At 67.7% G+C, this 19,436-nt stretch carries 23 protein-coding genes and 4 tRNA genes; 21 read left to right on the top strand and 6 right to left on the bottom strand.

All coding sequences use genetic code 11. The annotated features are described in order from the left end of the window. Positions 1-93: 93 nt before the first annotated feature. A complete protein-coding gene (locus QUD34_RS13430; RefSeq protein WP_286354218.1) occupies positions 94-570 on the bottom strand; it encodes a hypothetical protein in 477 nt (158 codons plus the stop codon). A 90-nt stretch (positions 571-660) separates the two neighbouring features. Continuing rightward, on the bottom strand, positions 661-1,362 hold the full coding sequence (locus tag QUD34_RS13425; RefSeq protein WP_286354217.1) for a hypothetical protein: 702 nt from the start codon (positions 1,360-1,362) through the stop codon (positions 661-663). 90 nt (positions 1,363-1,452) lie between these two features. On the opposite strand from QUD34_RS13425, the gene purM reads away from it, so the two are divergent. Together purM and QUD34_RS13415 are read left to right on the top strand one after the other, a co-directional pair. Further along, positions 1,453-2,487 (top strand): phosphoribosylformylglycinamidine cyclo-ligase, encoded by a 1,035-nt coding sequence (gene purM / locus QUD34_RS13420; protein WP_286354216.1) that lies wholly within the window; start codon positions 1,453-1,455, stop codon positions 2,485-2,487. A 163-nt stretch (positions 2,488-2,650) separates the two neighbouring features. Next, on the top strand, positions 2,651-3,715 hold the full coding sequence (locus QUD34_RS13415) for an acyltransferase family protein (protein WP_286355996.1): 1,065 nt from the start codon (positions 2,651-2,653) through the stop codon (positions 3,713-3,715). Between the two features lie 47 nt (positions 3,716-3,762). Here the strand turns inward: QUD34_RS13415 and QUD34_RS13410 are convergent, their stop codons facing one another. From QUD34_RS13410 to QUD34_RS13400, 3 genes are all read right to left on the bottom strand, one after another. Then, the gene (locus tag QUD34_RS13410; RefSeq protein ID WP_286354215.1) at positions 3,763-4,224 is read right to left on the bottom strand and encodes a cache domain-containing protein; all 462 of its coding nucleotides are present in this window, start codon (positions 4,222-4,224) and stop codon (positions 3,763-3,765) included. Positions 4,225-4,362: 138 nt separating this feature from the next. Beyond that, positions 4,363-4,821 (bottom strand): SRPBCC family protein, encoded by a 459-nt coding sequence (locus QUD34_RS13405; RefSeq protein WP_286354214.1) that lies wholly within the window; start codon positions 4,819-4,821, stop codon positions 4,363-4,365. A gap of 76 nt (positions 4,822-4,897) precedes the next feature. After that, positions 4,898-6,355 (bottom strand): helix-turn-helix domain-containing protein, encoded by a 1,458-nt coding sequence (locus QUD34_RS13400; RefSeq protein WP_286354213.1) that lies wholly within the window; start codon positions 6,353-6,355, stop codon positions 4,898-4,900. Positions 6,356-6,506: 151 nt separating this feature from the next. Between QUD34_RS13400 and aceA the strand changes: the two genes are divergently transcribed. Next, positions 6,507-7,781, top strand: coding sequence for an isocitrate lyase (gene aceA / locus QUD34_RS13395; protein ID WP_286354212.1), 1,275 nt, complete (start codon positions 6,507-6,509; stop codon positions 7,779-7,781). 30 nt (positions 7,782-7,811) lie between these two features. On the opposite strand, the gene QUD34_RS13390 is transcribed toward aceA, so the two are convergent. After that, positions 7,812-8,669, bottom strand: coding sequence for a dienelactone hydrolase family protein (locus QUD34_RS13390; protein ID WP_286354211.1), 858 nt, complete (start codon positions 8,667-8,669; stop codon positions 7,812-7,814). Between the two features lie 92 nt (positions 8,670-8,761). Between QUD34_RS13390 and frr the strand changes: the two genes are divergently transcribed. The 18 genes from frr (at position 8,762) to rplL (ending at position 19,123) form a co-directional block, all read left to right on the top strand. Continuing rightward, positions 8,762-9,337, top strand: a complete 576-nt coding sequence (frr, locus tag QUD34_RS13385; protein ID WP_286354210.1) for a ribosome recycling factor — start codon at positions 8,762-8,764, stop codon at positions 9,335-9,337. 4 nt (positions 9,338-9,341) lie between these two features. After that, positions 9,342-10,115: a TSUP family transporter gene (locus QUD34_RS13380; protein WP_286354209.1), complete on the top strand. Its 774-nt coding sequence runs from the start codon at positions 9,342-9,344 to the stop codon at positions 10,113-10,115. Positions 10,116-10,243: 128 nt separating this feature from the next. Then, positions 10,244-11,332, top strand: coding sequence for a sensor histidine kinase (locus QUD34_RS13375; protein WP_286354208.1), 1,089 nt, complete (start codon positions 10,244-10,246; stop codon positions 11,330-11,332). 29 nt (positions 11,333-11,361) lie between these two features. Further along, entirely contained in the window at positions 11,362-11,652 is a 291-nt protein-coding gene (locus QUD34_RS13370) for a hypothetical protein (protein ID WP_286354207.1), read from the top strand. Between the two features lie 158 nt (positions 11,653-11,810). Further along, the gene (locus tag QUD34_RS13365) at positions 11,811-13,154 is read left to right on the top strand and encodes an OmpP1/FadL family transporter (RefSeq protein WP_286354206.1); all 1,344 of its coding nucleotides are present in this window, start codon (positions 11,811-11,813) and stop codon (positions 13,152-13,154) included. Positions 13,155-13,156: 2 nt separating this feature from the next. Next, entirely contained in the window at positions 13,157-13,903 is a 747-nt protein-coding gene (gene rlmB, locus QUD34_RS13360; protein WP_286354205.1) for a 23S rRNA (guanosine(2251)-2'-O)-methyltransferase RlmB, read from the top strand. 157 nt (positions 13,904-14,060) lie between these two features. Next, a tRNA-Tyr gene (locus tag QUD34_RS13355) sits at positions 14,061-14,147 on the top strand. A gap of 52 nt (positions 14,148-14,199) precedes the next feature. Then, positions 14,200-14,275, top strand: a tRNA-Gly gene (locus QUD34_RS13350). Positions 14,276-14,340: 65 nt separating this feature from the next. Next, positions 14,341-14,415 (top strand) — tRNA-Thr (locus QUD34_RS13345). Between the two features lie 52 nt (positions 14,416-14,467). Beyond that, positions 14,468-15,661 (top strand): elongation factor Tu, encoded by a 1,194-nt coding sequence (gene tuf, locus QUD34_RS13340; protein ID WP_286354204.1) that lies wholly within the window; start codon positions 14,468-14,470, stop codon positions 15,659-15,661. A gap of 33 nt (positions 15,662-15,694) precedes the next feature. Continuing rightward, positions 15,695-15,844: a 50S ribosomal protein L33 gene (gene rpmG, locus QUD34_RS13335; protein ID WP_286354203.1), complete on the top strand. Its 150-nt coding sequence runs from the start codon at positions 15,695-15,697 to the stop codon at positions 15,842-15,844. A 54-nt stretch (positions 15,845-15,898) separates the two neighbouring features. After that, positions 15,899-15,974: transfer RNA gene (locus tag QUD34_RS13330), tRNA-Trp, on the top strand. Positions 15,975-16,040: 66 nt separating this feature from the next. Further along, positions 16,041-16,235, top strand: a complete 195-nt coding sequence (secE, locus tag QUD34_RS13325; protein ID WP_286354202.1) for a preprotein translocase subunit SecE — start codon at positions 16,041-16,043, stop codon at positions 16,233-16,235. A gap of 13 nt (positions 16,236-16,248) precedes the next feature. Continuing rightward, positions 16,249-16,887, top strand: a complete 639-nt coding sequence (nusG, locus tag QUD34_RS13320; RefSeq protein ID WP_286354201.1) for a transcription termination/antitermination protein NusG — start codon at positions 16,249-16,251, stop codon at positions 16,885-16,887. Positions 16,888-16,951: 64 nt separating this feature from the next. Continuing rightward, positions 16,952-17,383 (top strand): 50S ribosomal protein L11, encoded by a 432-nt coding sequence (rplK, locus tag QUD34_RS13315; protein WP_286354200.1) that lies wholly within the window; start codon positions 16,952-16,954, stop codon positions 17,381-17,383. 115 nt (positions 17,384-17,498) lie between these two features. Continuing rightward, entirely contained in the window at positions 17,499-18,191 is a 693-nt protein-coding gene (gene rplA, locus QUD34_RS13310; RefSeq protein WP_286354199.1) for a 50S ribosomal protein L1, read from the top strand. 10 nt (positions 18,192-18,201) lie between these two features. Further along, positions 18,202-18,690 (top strand): 50S ribosomal protein L10, encoded by a 489-nt coding sequence (rplJ, locus tag QUD34_RS13305; protein ID WP_286354198.1) that lies wholly within the window; start codon positions 18,202-18,204, stop codon positions 18,688-18,690. Between the two features lie 55 nt (positions 18,691-18,745). After that, positions 18,746-19,123, top strand: a complete 378-nt coding sequence (gene rplL, locus QUD34_RS13300; protein WP_286354197.1) for a 50S ribosomal protein L7/L12 — start codon at positions 18,746-18,748, stop codon at positions 19,121-19,123. The last annotated feature ends 313 nt before the right edge of the window (positions 19,124-19,436 follow it).

Genomic DNA, 19,436 nt, shown 5'->3' with positions numbered 1-19,436 from the left:
CGGTCAGTCTACGCCCAGCCGGGCCCAGCCCGGTCAGGCCCAGCCGGACCCAGCCAAGTCCGGCCAGGCCCCGCCAGACCCGGTCAGGGGCCTTCACCCCAGCAGGTTCAGACCGGAACTCAGCAGCGCCTGCTGGCCGGCGGTGATGGCCTGCTGCTCGGCGGCCTTGGGATCCTGGCTCTGGTCGTAGGCGTAGCGCACCAGGGCGGCCGTGGCGGAAGCGGGCGTCAGGGCCGCCGCCGACACCGGCAGGCCGTCCGTCGAAGGGGCCAGCAGCGCGGAGGTGCCGCCGCCCAGAGAGGCCAGCATGGCCTGCACGGCTTCGGGGCCGTTCCCAGAGGAAGCCGAAGCGCCATAGGCGAGGGACACTAGGGCTTGGCTGCTGGACCCTCCGCTCAAGGCGGAGGCCGGGTCCACCGTCCCGGCGCTGCTCAGCAGGGTCGCGGCCTGGGCAGCCTGGGACTGGCCCACGGCCATGCCCTGACTGAGGGCCTGGCTGGCGCTCCCGGTCCGGGCGAGGGTGTTCTGGTAGGCGTAGGCGCTGAGGACGCCCGTGACGCTCATGTCCATGCCTTCCCCTTCCCACCGCCTCATCGGCCGGCGCACCCGCAAGGATGAGGCGCCCGGGAGGCCGGGACAAGACCGGTAAATACAGCCGGGTCAGGCTGTGAGATCCAGACCCACCGAGGCCTCGGCGGCCGGGACGACCTGGTAGCTCCGCAGCACCTGGTGGAGGGGGGCCTGGGGCCGGGCGAAGGCCTCGGGACCGGGGCCGCCGGCGTGGGGCTGCAGGTTGCCCGTGCGCAGCACCGCGGCGGCATCGCGCACCAGCTCGGCCCCCGGGGTGGCCGCCAAGGCCGGCGCCGCCGGGGCGCCGACCCCGGCCCCGAAGCGCAGCGCGGTCTGGAGGGCGAACTCCAGGCTCGAGCCCTGGGCGAAGGCATCCTGGGTGGCCGGGGCTTCCGCGGGGACGGCCGCGGGCGGGTTGGCGGGAGGGGCCGTGGTGGAGGTCTCGGTGGCGGCGGCCGGTGGGGTGATGGCCGGGGTGATGGCTGAGGTGGTGGCATCCGCCGCCGCGGTGGGGGTCGCGGCCGCCTGGGGGGCGGTCAGGGCCGCCAGCAGCGGGGCGGCGGTTTCCTGCACCAGGCCGAGGCTGCCGCCACTGGGCTCCGCCAGGGGGGACAGGACGGCGGTCTGGAGGGCCCGCTGGAACAGGGCCTGGGCCAGATCCTGAACGGAAAGGGTGGCCGCGGAAGCCGTTCCATCCAGGGCGGGGGGGGCGGCCACGGGCGGCACGGGCCGCAGGGCGCTCAGCGCACCGAGGGTGGCCGGGCCGAGGGCGTTGACCGAGAGGGCATCCATGGCACCCCCCAAGATAGGCCGTTTCCGCCGGGAGGTTTGGCATCGGCCGGGAAAGGCCCCTGTGGGATCATGGTCGATTGCGGAGGGGTCATGAGCGAGAAGGTCAGTTACGCGTCCAGCGGCGTGGACATCAACCGCCAGGACGAGGCCCTGAAGCGCATCAAGCCCCTGGTGAAGGCCACCAAGACCCCGGGCGTCCGCAGCGACATCGGCCTGTTCGGCGGCCTCTTTGATGCCCGGTTTCCCGAGGCCAAGCCCATCCTCGTCAGCAGCATGGACGGCGTGGGCACCAAGATGAAGGTGGCCCGGCGGGCCGGTATTTGGGACACGGTGGGCCAGGATCTGGTGAACCACTGCATCAACGACATTCTCGTACAGGGCGCCCGGCCCCTCTTCTTCCTGGACTACATCGCGGCCCAGCAGCTGGAACCGGAAGTCATCGAGCAGATCGTCAAGGGCATGGCCACGGCCTGCAAAAATTCAGGCTCGGCCCTCATTGGCGGCGAGCTGGCGGAGATGCCCGGCGTCTATGCCGAGGGCGAGGTCGATGTGGCCGGCACCATCGTGGGCGTGGTCGATGAAGCTGACCTGCTGCCGCGCCTCGACGCCATGGGCGAGGGCGAGGTGCTGATCGGCCTGCCCAGCTCCGGGCTGCACACCAACGGCTACTCCCTGGCCCGCAAGGTCTGCTTCGAGCTGGAGAAGCTCCAGGTGACCGACACGCTGCCCGGCACCGACCGCACGGTGGCGGACGCCCTGCTGGCCATCCACCGCAGCTACCTGGCCCCGGTGATGCCCCTGGTGAAGGCCCACAAGCTCGTGGCCATGGCCCACATCACCGGCGGCGGCCTGACCGACAACATCCCCCGCGTGCTGCCCAAGACCCTCAATGCCGAGATCGACACCGCCAGCTGGGAGATCCCGGCCCTCTTCCGCTTCCTGATGGCCAAGGGCGGCCTGGGGATCGACGACGCCCGCCAGGCCCTGAACCTGGGCGTGGGCATGGTGCTGGTGGCCAAGGCCGACCGGGCCGAGGAAGTGCTGGCCGACCTCCACGCCGCCGAAGAGCCCGCCTGGGTGCTGGGGCGCCTGGTGAAGGGTTCGGGCGTGGTGGCCTACCGCTAGCGACACCCGAGCGGAACGCCGATCAACACCGCGAATGGAATGATGACCGCCGAGAATGAAGGGGCTGAGCTGCGGTTTTGGGCCCTATCCTGATCGGTGTTCATCAATATTTGATCGGTGTTCTGCTTCTAGTGCCCATGACGGTGGAGGATCTTTGGCCGAAGTGCCCGTGAAAGCGCCTCCCCGCCTCGGCCTGCTGGATCCCCTGCGCGGCATCCTGGCCCTCTGCGTGGCGGTGTACCACCTGGGGGTGTGGTTCGACATCTCGCAGTCGGGCGGCGGCGCGAACATCGCCATGGCGCGCCTGGGCAACTACAGCGTGTCGGCCTTCTTCGTGCTGAGCGGCTTTGTGCTGTTCCGCACCACGCCCTGGCCCCGTCTTCAGAAGGAGGGCCCCGCGCGCTTCTGGCTGCGCCGCTTCCTGCGCCTGGCGCCGGTGTTCTATGTGGTCTGCACCCTGAATGTGGCGTTCCATCTGGGCATGGGGCCGGAGCCGTCCTGGCGGTTCATCGCCGAGAACCTGTCGTTGACCTTCGGCGCCATCCACCCGAACCATGCGCTGGTGACGGGGGGCTGGTATGTGGGCCTCGTGGCCCTGCTCTACTTCGCCTATCCGGCCCTGGCCTGGCTGCGGGAGAAGGGCGGGCCTCGGGGTGGGCTCGTCTTCCTGGCGGCCCTGGCCCTCGGCCTGTGGGCGTGGAGCCTGCCCTCCACCCTCGAGGGCGTCATGGCGCAGGAGCCGTGGAACCGCTTCCACACCTATGTCATGGCCCCCAACCAGCTCTTCCTTCTGGCCTGGGGGGCCCTGCTGGCGGGGCTGCACGCCCGCACGGAGCAGCGGCTCGAGCCCAAGGTGGCCCTGCTGCTGGCCCTGCCGCTGGTGTGGCTGCTGGTCAAGCCCACGCCCCAGTTCTTCGATCACCTGGCGGTCCTGACGGGCTGGCTCCGCTACCGCTACCTGCTGGTGGTGACAGGCCTCGTGGCCCTGGCGGCCTTCACGCGGGACGGCGAGCCGGGGTGGTTCGGGAAGGGCCTCACGCGGCTCGGCGCCTGGAGCTACGGCCTTTACCTACTGCACCCCTTCACCATGAAGCTGGTGGCGCCGCACTGGACGGGTCGCCTGGGATTCAGCCTGGCCCTGGCGCTGGCCATCCTCGCCGCGGCCGGGGCGCACCGCTGGATCGAAGAACCCCTGGGGCGCCTGGGGCGGCCCAAAGAAAAGCGCTGACCCGCAGGTCGATCTGCAGGTCAGCGCCTTTCCTCGGGTTCAGGGCCTCAGCCCTTCTTGTAGATGCCGGTGCCGAACACCAGGCCGTCATGCAGCTCGAAGTACATGGCCTTCGGGGCGGGGCGGCCGGTCCTGGGATCCTTGTACTGGATGTCTTGCCAGCCCTTACCCTTGGCCTTGGCGGTCTCGATGCGCTCCCGGATGAAGGGCTTGCCGTCGGGATCCTTGGAGTTCAGGGCGTCCACGCCCACCTTGGCGGGCTCCTGGCCATGGGCCAAGCACTTCCCGCTCTGATCGTAGACCGTGATGTACAGCTCGCCGCCGGCGCGCCGGAACTTGCCGCTGGGGAGGGTGAATTCGCGCAGGGCTGCGGCCCGTCCGTGGGTCTGGTAGTAGGCGACGGCTTCCTTCAGGAACGCCACGGCATCTTCGTGCTTGAGGGTCTGGGCGCCAGCGGTGGAGACCAGGGCCGGGGCGGCGAGAAGGACGATCAACTTGCTTGGATGCATGGCATCTCCGGGGGGCGCCGTACGCGGCGCATACCTGGGAGATCGGTCGGCCCTGGCCGTGGTTTAGATGCAGCGGGTAGGTCTTGACGGGGGTCAAAAGCGCCGGTGCGTTGGGAACCCTCGCCGGGAGCTGGCCTCTCAGGCCCCGTCGGGGATGACCGGCTCCACCAGCAGGGCCAGCTGGGCCAGGGACTCCTGCCAGCCGAGGACGCAGAGCTCCGGGGGGATGACGGCGGGGATGCCCTCCTGGACGATGTCCACTTCCGTGCCGCAGCTCACGGGGCGCAGGTTGACGGTGACCTGCATGTCGCCGGGGAGGTTGGGATCGTCGAAGCGGTCGGCGTAGCGCAGCCGCCGGGCGGGCACCAGCTCCAGATAGGTGCCCCCGAAGGCATGGGTGCCGCCGGTGCCGAAGTTGGTGAAGGACATGCGGTACCCGCCGCCCACCCGGGCGTCCATCTGGTGGACCTTCCCGGTGAATCCGTAGGGGGGCAGCCACTTCGCCATGGCGTCCGGGTCGAGGAAGGCCCGGTAGACCTTGTCGGGCGTCGCGCGGAGCACCCGATGGAAGCGGACGGTGGAGGGGGCATCGCTCATGGCTGGCTCCGGGAGAGGGGTGCGAAATGGGATGCCGGTCGGGGGAGGGGCGTCGCGGGTCCCCAGCTCCGAACCTTTAGCTTCGGGCCCGGCCCTCTCCTTCGATCCGTGCGTAAAAGCTGGTGCGGCGCAGGTTCTCCTCGACCTTGAAGGCCTGCTGCAGGGGCGGGAAGGCGCGCTGCTCGCAGTCGGTGCGCTCGCAGAGGCGGCAGGTGACGCCCACGGGCACGGGCGGCTGGTCCAGGCGCAGGCCGTCGGCGTAGATGAGATCCTTGGCATGCCCCATCTCGCAGCCCAGCCCCACGGCCTGCATGGCGTGCTGGCCCCGGTAGCCGCCGGTGTCCTTCTGCAGGGTGCGGGCGATGCAGAAGTAGCGGCGGCCATCGGGAAATTCGCTGATCTGGGTGCGGATCAGGCCCGGCGTGAGGAAGGCCGCGTGGGCGTTCCAGCGGGGGCAGGCGCCGGAGAAGCGCGCGAAGCGGATGCCCGAGGCGGAGAAGCTCTTGGAGATGTTGCCGGCGATGTCGATGCGGAGGAAGTGGAAGGGCACACCCTCGGCGCCCGGCCTGCGCAGCGTGGTCAGGCGGTGGCAGACCTGCTCGAAGCTGGCCTGGAAGCGGCGGGCCAGGATCTCGATGTCGTAGCGCTCGGTCCGGGCCGCCTTCAGGAAGCGGTCATAGGGCATGAGCACGGCGCTGGCGAAGTAGTTGGCCAGCGCCACCCGGGCCAGGGCGCGGGAGGCGCCTGTGCGGAGCAGCGGGTGGGTGGTGAGGCTGTCCAGCAGGTCGCTGTGGTCGAGCAGGGCGAGCTGGTGGGCCAGCTGGAAGGTGCGGCTGCGCTGGGGCAGCAGCTCAGACAGGCTGAGGATGCGGCGGTCCGGGTCGAAGTGGCGCAACAGGCCGGGACCTTCCGACACGCGGTGGATGCGTACGGCGATGCCCCGGGCCTCGAAGCAGGCCGCCAGGCCGGGGTAGGGGGCATCGGCCTCCAGGCCGGCGCTGATCCACAGGGTCTCGGCGGCCAGCTCCAGCTCCGGGAAGTGGTTCATGGCCTGCTGGATGAAGTCGCCGACCTCCTCGGACGGCAGCCGCGTGGCCTCGGGATCGAAGCCCTGGCCGTCGCTGAGCTTGGCGGCCAGGGTGCCGAGACCGTCCTGGGCGTGCTGGTAGGCGCGGTACAGCTCGAAGACCCCCCGGGCCAGCTGGGGGTTGTTCTGGACGAGTTCGCGGACATCCTGCGCCTGGAGACCCAGGGGCTCGAACAGGGGGTCCCCGAAGGCCTCCATGAGGTCGTCGGACAGGCGCTGGTCCTCCTCCGGCGCCAGGGCCTTGAGGTCGAGCTTGAACTGCTGGGCCAGCCGGATGAGCAGGGGGGCCGTGAGGGGGCGCTTGTTGCCTTCGATGAGGTTGAGATAGCTAGGGCTGATGCCCAGGGCCTCGGCCAGCTGGACCTGGCTGAGGCCCTCCTGGCGGCGGAGCAGGCGGATCTTGGCGCCAAGGCGGGCGGCGGGCTTGGTGGGGGCGGCAGAGGGCATGGGACCTCGTTTACATAAATTTACAAAATCCAAAGAGATGATTGACTGAAATTTTCAGTTCAACCCCTATCAAATCAGCTGTTCATTGACTCGCTAAAGAATAAGTCAATCTTTGACACAACGCCACTCCCCAACTTCCCCGAGGTGATTCATGACCCCCAAGTTCCCTGTCCCCCCCATCGAGGACGACTTCTCCGCCCACCGCTGGGAGGGCATCACCCGGCCCTACACCGCCGAGACGGTGAAGAAGCTCCGCGGCAGCCTCCGCATCGAGCACACGCTCGCCCGGCTGGGCGCCCGCAAGCTCTGGAAGCTCCTCCAGAACGACGAGCCCACCCGGGCCCTGGGCGCCCTCAGCGGGGGCCAGGCCGTGCAGATGGCCCGGGCCGGGCTCAAGGCCATCTACTGCTCCGGCTGGCAGGTGGCGGCGGACGCCAACCTCTCGGGCCAGTCCTACCCCGACCAGAGCCTGTATCCGGCCAACTCTGTTCCGGCCCTGGTCAAGCGCCTGAACAACGCGCTCCAGCGCACCGACCAGGTCGAGCACGGCGAGGGCGGCATCAGCCGCGATTGGTTCCTTCCCATCGTGGCCGACGCCGAGGCGGGCTTCGGCGGCCCCCTGAACGCCTACGAACTCATGAAGGGCATGATCGAGGCGGGCGCCGCCGGCGTCCACCTCGAGGACCAGCTCTCCAGCGAGAAGAAGTGCGGCCACCTGGGCGGCAAGGTGCTCATCCCCACCGGCCACTTCATCCGCACCCTGGTGGCGGCCCGCCTGGCGGCCGATGTCATGGATGTGCCCAGCCTCATCATCGCCCGCACGGATGCGGACTCGGCCCGCCTGATCACCTCCGACATCGACGAGCGGGACCAGCCCTTCCTCACGGGGGAGCGCACGCCCGAGGGCTTCCACCGCATCACGGGCGGGTTGGCCATGGCCATTGCCCGGGCCAAGGCCTACGCGCCCTACGCCGACCTGATCTGGTGCGAGACCTCCACGCCGGACCTGAAGGAGGCCCGCGCGTTCGCCGAGGGCGTCCACGCCGAGTTCCCCGGCAAGCTGCTGGCCTACAACTGCTCGCCCTCCTTCAACTGGAAGAAGAAGCTCAGCGATGACGAGATCGCGGCCTTCCAGCGGGAACTCGGGGCCCTGGGCTACAAGTTCCAGTTCATCACCCTGGCGGGCTTCCACAGCCTCAACCACGGCATGTTCGAGCTGGCCAACGCCTACCGCACCGAGCACATGACGGCCTATGCCCGGCTGCAGGAGGCCGAGTTCGCGTCCGAGGAGAAGGGCTACACCGCCACCAAGCACCAGCGGGAAGTGGGCACCGGCTACTTCGACGAGGTGGCCCAGGCCATCAGCGGCGGCCTGGCCTCCACGCTGGCGCTGGCGGGCTCCACCGAGGCCCAGCAGTTCCACTAGGCGCTCGAAGCAGAAGGGGCCGCGGGTGCGCTATTTCGAGGCGTCCGCGGCCTTCTTGTCGGCGAGGGTCTTGTCGTTGATGACGGTCCCCGCCGGGGCGGCCGGCTTCGCGGCGGCGGCGGCGTAGGCCTGCCCCGTGTGATGGTAGATGAGGTATTCGCCGAAGAAGACGGCCATGAGGTCGGCGCGCTCCTTGAAGTAGGCGAAGCCGTGCTCGTCGCCGTCCTTGATGTTCACGGCCACGCCCGGCAGGTCCTTCACGGTCTGGGCGTTCTCGAAGGCGTCCTTGTCGCCGGCGGAGGCCAGCACCAGGGTGGAGGCCCGGCCCCGCAGCAGGGCGGCCTTCAACCTTTCCCGGGAGCCTTCGCCGAAGGCGCCGGTGCCCGCGGGGCTGAGGCTGAGGATGGCGACGGGCTTGACCTCGGGCGCGGCCAGGAGCACCGAGAAGGCGCCGACGCTGGAGCCGGCGAGGCCGATGCGGCGGCTGTCCACGCCGGGCTGTTTCCGCAGCCAGGCCGCGGCCTGGGCCAGGTCGGCGGGGATCTTGTCGAAGCCCACGGCCTTGGCGGAGGCCATGAAGTCGCCGGTGACCTTCACCTCGGCGCCGTCCTTGAGGGTGCTGGCGCCGTGGCCGCGCAGGTCCAGGGCCAGGGTGCCGATGCCGCGGGCGGCCAGGCGCTCGGCCAGGGGCGCCCAGCCGGAGCGGGCCGCGCCGAACTGGTGGGCCAGGATCACCACGGGGGCCTTGCCCTTCGCGGCGGGCAGGGTGAGGGTGCCCTTGAGGGCGAAGCCATCGGCGCTCGTGAGGGCCATCTCCGTGGAGGCGGGGGCGGCGGCCAATGTCAGGGCCAGGGATGCCAAGGGGGCCAGCAGGCGGAGCATGCGCATGGGTACCTCGGGGAAGTGCCCCACTCTAGCACGCGTGGAACCCGGCGATTCATGGGGTATAAAGGAAGGCTTCCCGCTCTTTCGAGGTGCTCATGACCGCCCAGACCCCCGATGCCATCCTGCAGGAGACCAAGCGCCGCATGCACGCGTCTGTGGAGGCGCTGAAGAAGGAGATGGCCACCATCCGGACCGGCCGGGCCAACGCCAGCCTGCTGGACAATGTGCATGTGGAGTACTACGGCTCGATGGTGCCCCTGAACCAGATGGGCACCGTGTCCGTGCCCGAGGCGGGGATGCTGGTGGTGACCCCCTTCGACAAGAGCGCCATCAAGGCCGTGGAGACGGCCATCCTCAAGTCCGAGCTGGGCATCAACCCCGGCAACGACGGCAATGTGATCCGCCTGCCCATCCCCATGCTCACGGAGGAGCGCCGCCGGGAGCTGGTGAAGGTGCTGCACCGCCTGGGCGAGGAGATCAAGACCGGCGTGCGCAACATCCGCCGGGACGCCAACGAGGATGTGAAGAAGCTCGAGAAGCTCAAGGAGGGCCACATCTCCGAGGACGCCGCGAAGAAGGCCCTGGACGACATCCAGAAGCTCACGGACGCCCACATCAAGGAGGTCGATGAGGCCATGAAGCACAAGGAAGCGGAGATCCTCAAAGTCTGAGCCGGTGCTGAGCCTCCCCAAACTCCTCCTCCTCATGCTTGCCGCCCTGCTGGCAGGCTTCATCGACGCGGTCGTGGGCGGAGGCGGACTGATCACGGTGCCGGCCCTCATGCTGGGGCTGCCGGCAGGCACGCCGCTGCCCACGCTGCTGGGCACCAACAAGGTGGTGGCCGTCACGGGCACCACCATGGCCGCGGGCAAGTTCCTGCGTTCGGGGACGCTGGCCTGGCGCGAGATGGTGGGCCCGGTCCTGGCCTCTGCCGCGGGAGCCTCGGCGGGGGTGTGGCTCACCTACCGGATGCACGGGGATTTCCTGCGGCCGCTGCTGCTGATCCTGCTGGTGGCCATGCTGGCCTTCACGCTGCTGAAGCCCGAGCTGGGCAGCCTGCACGCACCCCGCTACGGCCTCAGCCACCAGCGGGGCCTGGCGGCGGTCATCGCACTGGCGCTGGGCTTCTACGACGGGTTCTTCGGTCCGGGCACCGGCTCGCTGCTGATCTTCCTCTTTGTGGCGGTGCTGGGCTTCGACTTCCTGCGGGCATCAGCCCTGGCCAAGAGCGTGAACTGGGCCTCCAACATCACCTCCATGGGCCTCTTCGTCTGGCAGGGCAGCTGGATCCCCTCGGTGGCCCTCGGCATGGCCGCGGCCAACGGGGTGGGGGGCTACCTCGGGGCCCATGTGGCGCTGAATCGCGGCAGCGGCTGGGTCCGCGGCCTCTTCATCGCGGTGGTGGGGGCCCTCATTCTCCGCCTGGGTTGGCAAGTCCTGTTCTCCTGATCGAGGGGAAGATATTGCAGCTTTGAATGGGGCTGGCGCGCAGGGCATACTCCCGGCACGAGGCCACCGTGAAAAAAGGAGAGGAAGGGCAGGGGAAGGCGAGCTTTTTCGTCCCTTCCGGACGGGCGATGCCTCTGGAGCTGCGGGATCAGGCGACCTTCTGCCTGGACGATCCCCTGGTCCACGCGATGCTGGAGGCCGTGGACAGCTACGCGGTGGTGCTCAATGCGCAGCGCCAGATCCTCGCCGCGAACCCTCTGCTCCTCGAGGGGATCGTGAAGGAGAATCCCGGTGATTTCCTCGGCCTGAGGGTGGGCGAGGCGTTCCACTGCGTCCACCGGGCCGAGGGACCGGACGGCTGCGGTTCCTCCCGGGCCTGCCTGGGCTGCGGGGCCCTCCTCGCCGTGCTGGCCGCCCAGGACTCGCAGCAGCCCTCCTCGGGGGAATGTCTCCTCAGCCTCCAGCGGGAGGGCCGCTGGGAGGCCCGGGAGTTCTCGGTGCGGGCCCGCCCCCTGGTGGTGGCGGGGCACCGGCTCGTCCTGCTCACGCTCAAGGACATCAGCGCCCAGAAACGGCGGGAGTCCCTCGAGCACATCTTCATCCACGACCTCGTGAACTCCCTGCACGGGCTGCAGGGATGGACGGAGATGCTGCAGGGCAGCGGTTCCGACGCGACGGCCATCGCCGCGCGGATCCTCGAGATGACGGATTGCCTCACGGAGGAGGTGGAGTCGCAGCGGCGCCTGCTGTTGGCGGAGCGGAACGAACTGGTGCCGGATCTCCGCGAGACGACGCCCGGGAAGCTGATCGAGGACCTCTCGGGGTCGCTCGATGCGGAGTCCCTGGCGCGCCTGATCTGCCTGACGCCGGCGCCGGATGCCCCGACCCTGCGGACGGATCCGGCGCTCCTGAACCGGATTCTCACGAACATGGTGAGGAACGCCCTGGAGGCGATGCCGGTGGGAGGGCAGGCCCGGCTCTGGTTCGAGCTGCGGTCCGGCCAGCCCACCTTCGTGGTCCAGAACCCGGGGTACATGCCGCCGGAGGTGGCGGATCGGGTGTTCCAACGGTCCTTCAGCACCAAGGCGGCCCGCGGGCGGGGGCTGGGCACCTACGGGATGAAGGTGCTGGGCGAGACGGTGCTGGGCGGGAAGGTGGGCTTCACCACCGGCTGGGAGGAGGGCACGCGGTTCTTCATCATGCTTCCGGGCGGATGATCCCCGACCCAGGTTATGCTGGTCCCTCCATGCCCGCCTCTCGCCCTCGTCCCTTCGCCTGGGACATCCTCTTCCGAGCGTTGCGATTCTTCTACCTGCTCTGGGGCGGGATGCTGTTGTCGACCCTGGCGTTCTACGGCCGCCTGAAGCTGCCGCCCGCGTTCTGGCACTGGCCCGAGCTGTGCCGGGCCCTCATGGGCCCCTGGGGACGGGCCCTGGCCCTGGGCTTCGGCCTGGTCATGTGCCTGGCCGCCCTGCTGGAGGTCTGGGAGCTGGTGGATCGGGTGCTGGTGCGCTTCATGGGGGAGTCGGAGCGGTAGGGTTCCGTTTCGGACCGGCCCCGGCCGGAAACGCCTCTTGGTGAATCGGGCGCTTTTGGTGATCCTGGAGCCTTGGGCTTGAACCCTTTCGGGGTTCGGGCCATTCAAGTAGCGTGTCTCGGAGGCGTGGCGATATGGCGCAGGCGGTTCGTGGTGTGATGGCGGGACTGATGCTGGGCGCGGCCGCCCTGCCCATGGCGGCCCAAAGCCTGGCCCTTCCAGCCGCGGATCCCGTGGGCATCGCCCGCAGCGGCGCCCAGGTGGCCTACGGCTACAGCCTGGAGGCGGCGTCGACCAATCCCGCGCTGCTGGCCTCCCTGCGGGAGAACCGGGGCTTCTACCTTGCGGCCGGACTCGACCTCGCCTCCACCCAGCAGAGCCTGGAATCCAATCAGCGCACCACCTTCAGCACGGACCGCAACCGGGGCATCGGCGCCTTCGGCGCGGCCTTCCGCCTCTCGCCCGCCTTCAGCCTCGGCCTGAAGCTGGATGAACCCTTCATGCGCCACGGACGCCTCCGGGATGACGCGCCCAGCCGCTTTCTCGGGGACGGCCTCGACCTGTCGGCCCGCCGCCTGGAAGGGCAGATGGCCTGGGCCCTCAGCCCGAATGTGTCCTTCGGCCTGGGACTCGGGGCTGCGCGCCTGAGCTTCGAATCCAGCAGCGTCATGCGGTTCGGCGTGCCGCTCGATCCCTCGCAGCCCACCTCCGGAATCAATCCCGTGCAGGGGCTGGTCGAGCAGCGGGTCGCCCAGTCGGGGAACAAGACGGTCCCCAGCTATTCGCTCGGATTGCGCTGGGCCATCAATCCCCGCTGGACCTTGGGCGCGGCGCACCAGTCCGGGCTCAAGGGCGACCTGAAGCTCAGCGCGGGCTTCCGCGACGCCAACCTGGGCCTCTACGCCAACGACGGTCTGAGCATCGCGCCCCTGGGCACCGCCCCGCGGGCCACGGCGCTGCTGGGTGCCTCGACCCCCGTGCAGGCCGGCAGCCGGACGCTCGAGCTGCCCTCGCAGACCTCCGTGGGCTTCCGGCATCGCGCCACGCCGATGATCACCTGGGAGGCGGACCTCCGCTGGACCTCCGCTGGCCTGCGCATGCCGGCCTTCGCGGCGGTCTCCACCCCCAGTGGACCCGTGTCGGCCCCGTCGGAGCTGCCCCAGGGCAAGAGCCACCTGGGCCTCGGCGCCTCCGTGGAAGTGGAGCTCGGCAAGTTCTGGACCGTGCGGGGGGGCCTCTCCCTCGATCAGCGCTCGGTGGAAGAGTCGGCCGCCGAACCCCTGCTGGGAGGCTCGCGCACGGCCGCCTTCTCCATCGGCGCCGGGTATCGGACCTGGGGCGGCGAGCTGAGCCTCGGCTACCAGTACCGCCAGAGCGAGGACCAGGACACCCGCCGCCTTGACGGTGTCTGGAGTGCCGCGGGCTTCCGCGCCACGGGCACCCGCGTGCGCATGGAGGGCATGGGGCATCTCCTGGCCCTCGGCTTCAAGAAGACCTTCTAGCCATGCGCTATCTCGGTCCCCATGCCTGCGAGGAGGCCCTGTCCCGCGGCGAGTTGCACACGGTCTGGATCGCGCCCGCGGCCTTCGGGCGGCTGGCGAAGTTCGTGGGCGAGGCCCGCGCCGCGGGCGTGGTGGTTCACCGCGAACCCATGGAGGGCATCGACCGGCGCAGCCAGGGGCAGCGCCACCAGGGCGTCCTGGGCGAGGGCGGCGCCTTCGCCTACGCGGAGTTCGAGGATGTGCTGGCCGCCGTGAAGGAGAAGGGCGATGCCGCGCTGATCCTCGCCCTGGACGGCGTCACCGATCCCCACAACCTGGGCGCTATCCTGCGCTCCGCCGCCGCCGCCGCGGTGGACGGCGTGATCCTTCCCGAGCGGCGCTCGGCGGCGGTGAACGATACGGTGGTGCGCGCCAGCGCCGGCACGGCGGGCCGCGTGCCGGTCTGCCGGGTGGTGAACCTGGGGCGCGCCCTGGACGACCTGAAGGAGGCCGGGGGCTGGATCTACGGCCTGGCCGCAGGCGAGGGCAGCCGCGACTACTTGAAGGAGTCCTTCGATCGCGCGACGGTGCTGGTGATGGGGGCCGAAGGCGAGGGCCTGCACCAGAAGATCCGCGAGCGCTGCGATGGGTTGCTGCACATCCCCATGCCCGGCGGCATCGAGAGCCTCAATGTCTCGGCGGCCGCTGCGGTCACGCTCTTCCGCGTGATCGCGCGCCGCGGGCAGGCCAGTCCCGAAGTTTCCCCTTGAGGGGGCTCTGGGGGCGTGATATCTTTCGAGTTCCCTGTCAGGAAAGCCCTGCCTCGCAGTGACCCTGACACGCGGCTCCGCAAGGAGCTTCGAGGGACGCCTCCAGGGGCGCTCCAGGGATGATTGACAAGCCCCGGGAGGGGCGCCGGACAAACATGCCGAGATGGCCGAGTGGTTAATGGCAGCAGACTGTAAATCTGCCACGCAACGCGTTACGGAGGTTCGAATCCTTCTCTCGGCACCAGTCCAACTGGAACCCGTTCCAGATCGCTGGATCCTGTTCTCGGGATTCCACCGCGGGAATAGCTCAGTTGGTAGAGCGTCAGCCTTCCAAGCTGAATGTCGCGGGTTCGAACCCCGTTTCCCGCTCCACCCTCCCCGTCTGCCGAACCCCGGCTGACGGCAAGGCCCCCCGCCTCGCGGCGGGAAGGTTCAAAGCCCACATAGCTCAGTGGTAGAGCACTTCCTTGGTAAGGAAGAGGTCACCGGTTCAAGCCCGGTTGTGGGCTCCACCCTTTCGCACAGTTCCCCTTCATCTTCTCTCCCACCTTTCAGGAGGCACCCGTGGCCAAAGAGAAATTCGATCGTTCCAAGCCCCACGTCAACATCGGCACCATTGGCCACGTGGACCACGGCAAAACCACGCTGACCGCGGCCATCACCTTCATCCTTGCGAAGAAGTTCGGCGGCGAGACGAAGTCCTACGATCAGATCGACTCCGCGCCCGAAGAGAAGGCCCGCGGGATCACGATTAACACCGCCCATGTCGAGTACCAGACCGAGAAGCGCCACTATGCCCATGTGGACTGCCCCGGTCACGCCGACTATGTGAAGAACATGATCACCGGCGCGGCCCAGATGGACGGCGCGATCCTCGTGGTCGCCGCCACCGACGGCCCCATGCCCCAGACCCGTGAGCACATCCTGCTCGCCCGTCAGGTCGGCGTGCCCTACATCGTGGTCTTCATGAACAAGATCGACATCGCCGATCCCGAGCTCGCCGAGCTGGTCGAGATGGAGATCCGCGACCTGCTGTCCTCCTACCAGTACCCCGGCGACGAGATTCCCATCATCAAGGGTTCCGCCCGTCTGGCCCTGGATCATGCCGACACCCCCGAGCACGCCGACTGCGCCTGCATCCTCGAGCTCATGGATGCCGTGGATGCCTACATCCCCGATCCCGTCCGCGCCATCGACAAGCCCTTCATCATGCCCGTCGAGGATGTGTTCACCATCACCGGCCGCGGCACCGTGGTGACCGGCCGCATCGAGCAGGGCATCGTGAAGGTCGGTGAGGAAATCGAAATCATCGGCCTCAAGGACACCGTCAAGAAGGTCGTGACCGGCGTCGAGATGTTCCGCAAGTCCCTGGACCAGGGCCAGGCTGGCGACAACGCCGGCATCCTGCTCCGCGGCGTGGAGCGCAAGGATGTGGAACGCGGCCAGGTGCTCGCCAAGCCCGGCAGCATCACCCCCCACACCAAGTTCAACGCCCAGGTGTATGTGCTGACCAAGGAAGAGGGCGGCCGCCACACCCCGTTCTTCAACAAGTACCGTCCCCAGTTCTACTTCCGCACCACCGATGTGACCGGCTCCATCGAGCTCGAGGCCGGCCGCGAAATGGTGATGCCCGGCGACAACGTCACCCTGACGGTCGAGCTGATCCAGCCCATCGCCATGGACAAGGGCCTGAAGTTCGCCATCCGTGAGGGTGGACGCACCGTGGGCGCCGGCAATGTGGGCGAGATCCTGGCCTAAAAACCAGTCCGCCCTCCGACTTAGGAGGTCCCAATGCGCGACATCATCCACTTGCAGTGCCAAGACTGCAAGCGCAAGAACTACAGCACCACCAAGAACAAGAAGACCACCACGGGCAAGCTTGAATTCAACAAGTTCTGCCGTTTCTGTGGCGGTTACCGGGTTCACCGCGAGGCGAAGTAGCCTCCGGTCCCGAGGGTTCCCGCCCGGCTCCCACCAGAAGCCGGGCGGTCCCACAGGGGAGTAGCTCAGCTGGTAGAGCAGCGGACTCCAAATCCGCAGGTCGCGGGTTCGAACCCTGTCTCCCCTGCCATTCCGGCCCCGGCGATCTCGCTCGGGGCCGGGTTTTTCAGACCGAATCCTTTCCACGGGGTCCATCGTGATCGGAGCCATCAAACAACAGGCCAGAGATCTGTTCGCAGAGCTCGACCGGGTGGATTGGCCCAGCAAGGAGAAAGTGCTGACCTCCACCTGGACTGTGGTGATCGTCTCGGTGTTCGTCGGGGCCTTCCTGTGGTCCGTGGACTGGTTCCTCTCCAAGGGCTTCGCGTACTTCTTCCTGAAGGCCCGTTGAGCCGGAGGCAGCCATGACCGATCTCGTGAGCACCGCACAAGACACGGCGACCCCGGCTCAGCCGCAGGGGCGCGAGTTGAAGTGGTTCATCATCCACACCTATTCGGGCTACGAAGCCAAGGTGATGGAGCATCTGCGTCAGCGCATCAAGATGGAAGAGCGCGAGGGCAGCTTCGGGGACATCCAGATCCCCGAGGAGACCTATGAGGAAATGAAGGTCGACGCCAAGTCCGGCAAGAAGGAGCGCGTCGTCAAGAAGCGCAAGTCCTTCCCGGGCTATCTGCTGGTCCAGATCCAGGTGGAGAGCAAGCCCGAGGGTTCCGTCGAGATGGCGGATGCGGACTGGCACCTGGTGCGGAACACCCCCAAGGTGACCAGCTTCGTGGGGGCCAACAAGAAGCGGCCCACGCCCCTGACGGACGACGAGGTCCGCCAGATCATGCACCACACGGAAGAGACCCAGGAGAAGCCCAAGCCCAAATACCACTTTGAGAAGGGCGAAAAGGTCCGTATCATTGATGGCCCCTTCGCCAATTTCGAAGGGGATGTGGATGAGATCCACGAAGAACGCTCCACCATCAAGGTGATGGTGACGGTGTTCGGTCGCAGCACCCCCGTGGAGCTCGACTTCATCCAGGTGGAGAAGCGCTAGCTGATCCACCCTTCAAGGCGGCCGTCGCCGGCATGTGCCGGAATCAGTCGCGGGAGAACAAGACATGGCAAAGAAGATCACCGGCTACATCAAGCTGCAGCTGCCCGCGGGCGAGGCCACCCCGGCCCCTCCCGTCGGTCCCGCGCTGGGCCAGCACGGCGTCAACATCATGGAGTTCGTGAAGCAGTTCAACGCGAAGTCCGTGGGCGCGGTCGAGAAGGGCACCACCCTCCCCGTCGTCATCACCGTCTACGCCGACCGCAGCTTCAGCTTCATCCTGAAGACCCCTCCCGCCGCCGTGCTGATCATGAAGAAGCTCGGCCTGGAGAAGGGCAGCCCCACGCCCAACAAGCAGAAGGTCGGCAAGATCACCAAGGCGCAGCTCGCCGAGATCGCCAAGGTGAAGATGCCCGACCTCACCGCCGGCAGCCTCGAGGCCGCCGTCCGTTCCATCGCCGGCTCGGCGCGCTCCATGGGCGTCGACGTCATCGATTAACCTTCCCTTGCGCGGGCTTCGGCCCGCGCAAGGCGTTTTTGTTGGAGAGCTGCGTCGTGCGGCAATCCCGGCCACCGCGACCGTCATCGCGGGAGATCGTTCGGATGGAGCCAATATGGCAAAACCTGGAAAGAAGTACCGGGCTGCCGCGGCCAAGATCGAAGATCGCCCCTACGAGCTGAAGGACGCCCTCACCGTCGTCAAGGACACGGCTTACGCCAAGTTCGACGAGACGGTTGAAGTCCACATGCGGCTCGGCGTCGACCCCCGTCACGCGGACCAGATGGTCCGCGGCACCATCGTACTGCCCCACGGAACGGGCAAGACGATGCGGGTGGCGGTCATCGCAGGCGGCGAGAAGATCAAGGAAGCGGAAGCTGCGGGCGCCGAGATCGTGGGCGGGGACGAGCTGGTCGAGAAGATCGCCGGCGGATTCCTCGACTTCGATGCCCTCGTCGCAACCCCCGACATGATGAAGGGCGTCGGCCGGCTTGGTAAGGTGCTCGGCCCCCGTGGCCTCATGCCCAACCCCAAGACCGGAACCGTGACCTTCGATGTGGTCAAGGCCATCAAGGAGATCAAGGCCGGCAAGGTGGAGTACCGCGTCGACAAGACCGGCATCATCCACGCGCCGGTCGGCAAGCTCTCCTTCGGCGTCGAGAAGCTGGAAGAGAACGCCAAGGCGCTCATTGATGCCGTCCACAAGGCCAAGCCCGCCACGGCGAAGGGTAAATATGTGAAGACGATGTACATCGCCTCCACCATGGGCCCCTCGGTCACCCTCAACACCACAAGCGTTGAGAAGTAGGAGGCTGACCATGGAAAAGAATCAGAAGATCGCCGAAGTCGCCGAACTCAAGGAAACCTTCGCGTCCGCCACCTCGGCCGTCGTGATCGAATTCAAGGGGCTCGTCGTCACCAAGGACACTGCCTTCCGCAAGAGCGTTCGGGAGAGCAAGGCCCAGTACCGTGTCAGCAAGAACACCCTGCTCCGCCTGGCCGTGAAGGACACTTCCTTCGAGGCCCTGGGCGATTCCTTCAAGGGATCCAGCGCCATCGCCACGACCAGCGAAGATGTGGTCGCCCTGGCGAAGGCCGTCAATGGCTTCCTGAAGGACAACCCCGCCGCGACCTTCAAGGCCGGCGTCATGGATGGCAAGCTGATCAACGCCCAGCAGCTCCAGGTTCTTGCCGAACTGCCGAGCCGCGATGTCCTGATCGCCAAGCTGCTCTATCTCATGACCTACCCGATCTCCGGTCTGGCGGTCGCCCTCGAGGGCATCCGCAAGCAGAAGGCCGGCGAGTAGGACCAGCTGCTCAACCCCGAACCCAAAACCCATTTTCGAATTTTTGGAGGCCATCATGGCTCTCACTGCCGATCAGCTCATCGCTGAAATCGAAACCATGACCGTCCTTGACCTGGCCAACTTGGTCAAGGCCCTCGAGGACCGCTTCGGCGTGTCCGCTGCCGCCATGGCCGCTCCCGCCGCTGGCGGTGCCGCCCCGGCCGCCGCTGCCGAAGAGCAGACCGAGTTCAATGTCATCCTGACCGAGGCCGGTGCCAACAAGCTCAATGTCATCAAGGCCGTCCGCGAGATCGTCGCCGGCCTGGGCTTGAAGGAAGCCAAGGACCTGGTCGACGGCGCTCCCAAGGCCGTCAAGGAAGGCATCTCGAAGGACGAGGCTGGCAAGATCAAGGAAAAGCTCGAGGCCGCCGGCGCCAAGGTCGAGGTCAAGTAGTTTTTCTTACAGCACTAACGCAAAGCGTAGGGTGCGTTTCGCACCTTGCGCTTTGCGATTTTGTCTGGACATGGTACGATTATTCCTTCCGCCCGAATCCCGGGTGGTCGATGCCTCTTCAAAGGCTCCTGGTTGCGAACAACCTCCCGCCGCAGCGCCAATCACCTTGCTGGGCCGCTCCTTCCGCCGATGGGTGGGGGAGGGGCCATCGGTGCGCCTGCGGGTGGCATTCCTCCTCAGACCCTTTACTGATCCCCTTCTCCGGGGCCGAGGTTCCGGAGGCTCTACCGTCTTTGCTTAGGGCACGCAGCAT

Origin of the sequence: Geothrix oryzae (genome assembly GCF_030295385.1) — a bacterium.
Taxonomy (GTDB): domain Bacteria; phylum Acidobacteriota; class Holophagae; order Holophagales; family Holophagaceae; genus Geothrix; species Geothrix oryzae.
Note: the sequence above shows the minus strand (reverse complement) of the source record. Positions and strands in the feature narration are given on the sequence as shown.

Bases quoted from the DNA above. Each gene is read 5' to 3' on its own strand.
- QUD34_RS13430 (WP_286354218.1), bottom strand. From the start codon at position 570: ATGGACATGAGCGTCACGGGCGTCCTCAGCGCCTACGCCTACCAGAAC.
- QUD34_RS13425 (WP_286354217.1), bottom strand. From the start codon at position 1,362: ATGGATGCCCTCTCGGTCAACGCCCTCGGCCCGGCCACCCTCGGTGCG.
- purM (WP_286354216.1), top strand. From the start codon at position 1,453: ATGAGCGAGAAGGTCAGTTACGCGTCCAGCGGCGTGGACATCAACCGC.
- QUD34_RS13410 (WP_286354215.1), bottom strand. From the start codon at position 4,224: ATGCATCCAAGCAAGTTGATCGTCCTTCTCGCCGCCCCGGCCCTGGTC.
- QUD34_RS13405 (WP_286354214.1), bottom strand. From the start codon at position 4,821: ATGAGCGATGCCCCCTCCACCGTCCGCTTCCATCGGGTGCTCCGCGCG.
- QUD34_RS13400 (WP_286354213.1), bottom strand. From the start codon at position 6,355: ATGCCCTCTGCCGCCCCCACCAAGCCCGCCGCCCGCCTTGGCGCCAAG.
- aceA (WP_286354212.1), top strand. From the start codon at position 6,507: ATGACCCCCAAGTTCCCTGTCCCCCCCATCGAGGACGACTTCTCCGCC.
- QUD34_RS13390 (WP_286354211.1), bottom strand. From the start codon at position 8,669: ATGCGCATGCTCCGCCTGCTGGCCCCCTTGGCATCCCTGGCCCTGACA.
- frr (WP_286354210.1), top strand. From the start codon at position 8,762: ATGACCGCCCAGACCCCCGATGCCATCCTGCAGGAGACCAAGCGCCGC.
- QUD34_RS13375 (WP_286354208.1), top strand. From the start codon at position 10,244: ATGCCTCTGGAGCTGCGGGATCAGGCGACCTTCTGCCTGGACGATCCC.
- QUD34_RS13370 (WP_286354207.1), top strand. From the start codon at position 11,362: ATGCCCGCCTCTCGCCCTCGTCCCTTCGCCTGGGACATCCTCTTCCGA.
- QUD34_RS13365 (WP_286354206.1), top strand. From the start codon at position 11,811: ATGGCGGGACTGATGCTGGGCGCGGCCGCCCTGCCCATGGCGGCCCAA.
- rlmB (WP_286354205.1), top strand. From the start codon at position 13,157: ATGCGCTATCTCGGTCCCCATGCCTGCGAGGAGGCCCTGTCCCGCGGC.
- rpmG (WP_286354203.1), top strand. From the start codon at position 15,695: ATGCGCGACATCATCCACTTGCAGTGCCAAGACTGCAAGCGCAAGAAC.
- nusG (WP_286354201.1), top strand. From the start codon at position 16,249: ATGACCGATCTCGTGAGCACCGCACAAGACACGGCGACCCCGGCTCAG.
- rplK (WP_286354200.1), top strand. From the start codon at position 16,952: ATGGCAAAGAAGATCACCGGCTACATCAAGCTGCAGCTGCCCGCGGGC.
- rplA (WP_286354199.1), top strand. From the start codon at position 17,499: ATGGCAAAACCTGGAAAGAAGTACCGGGCTGCCGCGGCCAAGATCGAA.
- rplJ (WP_286354198.1), top strand. From the start codon at position 18,202: ATGGAAAAGAATCAGAAGATCGCCGAAGTCGCCGAACTCAAGGAAACC.
- rplL (WP_286354197.1), top strand. From the start codon at position 18,746: ATGGCTCTCACTGCCGATCAGCTCATCGCTGAAATCGAAACCATGACC.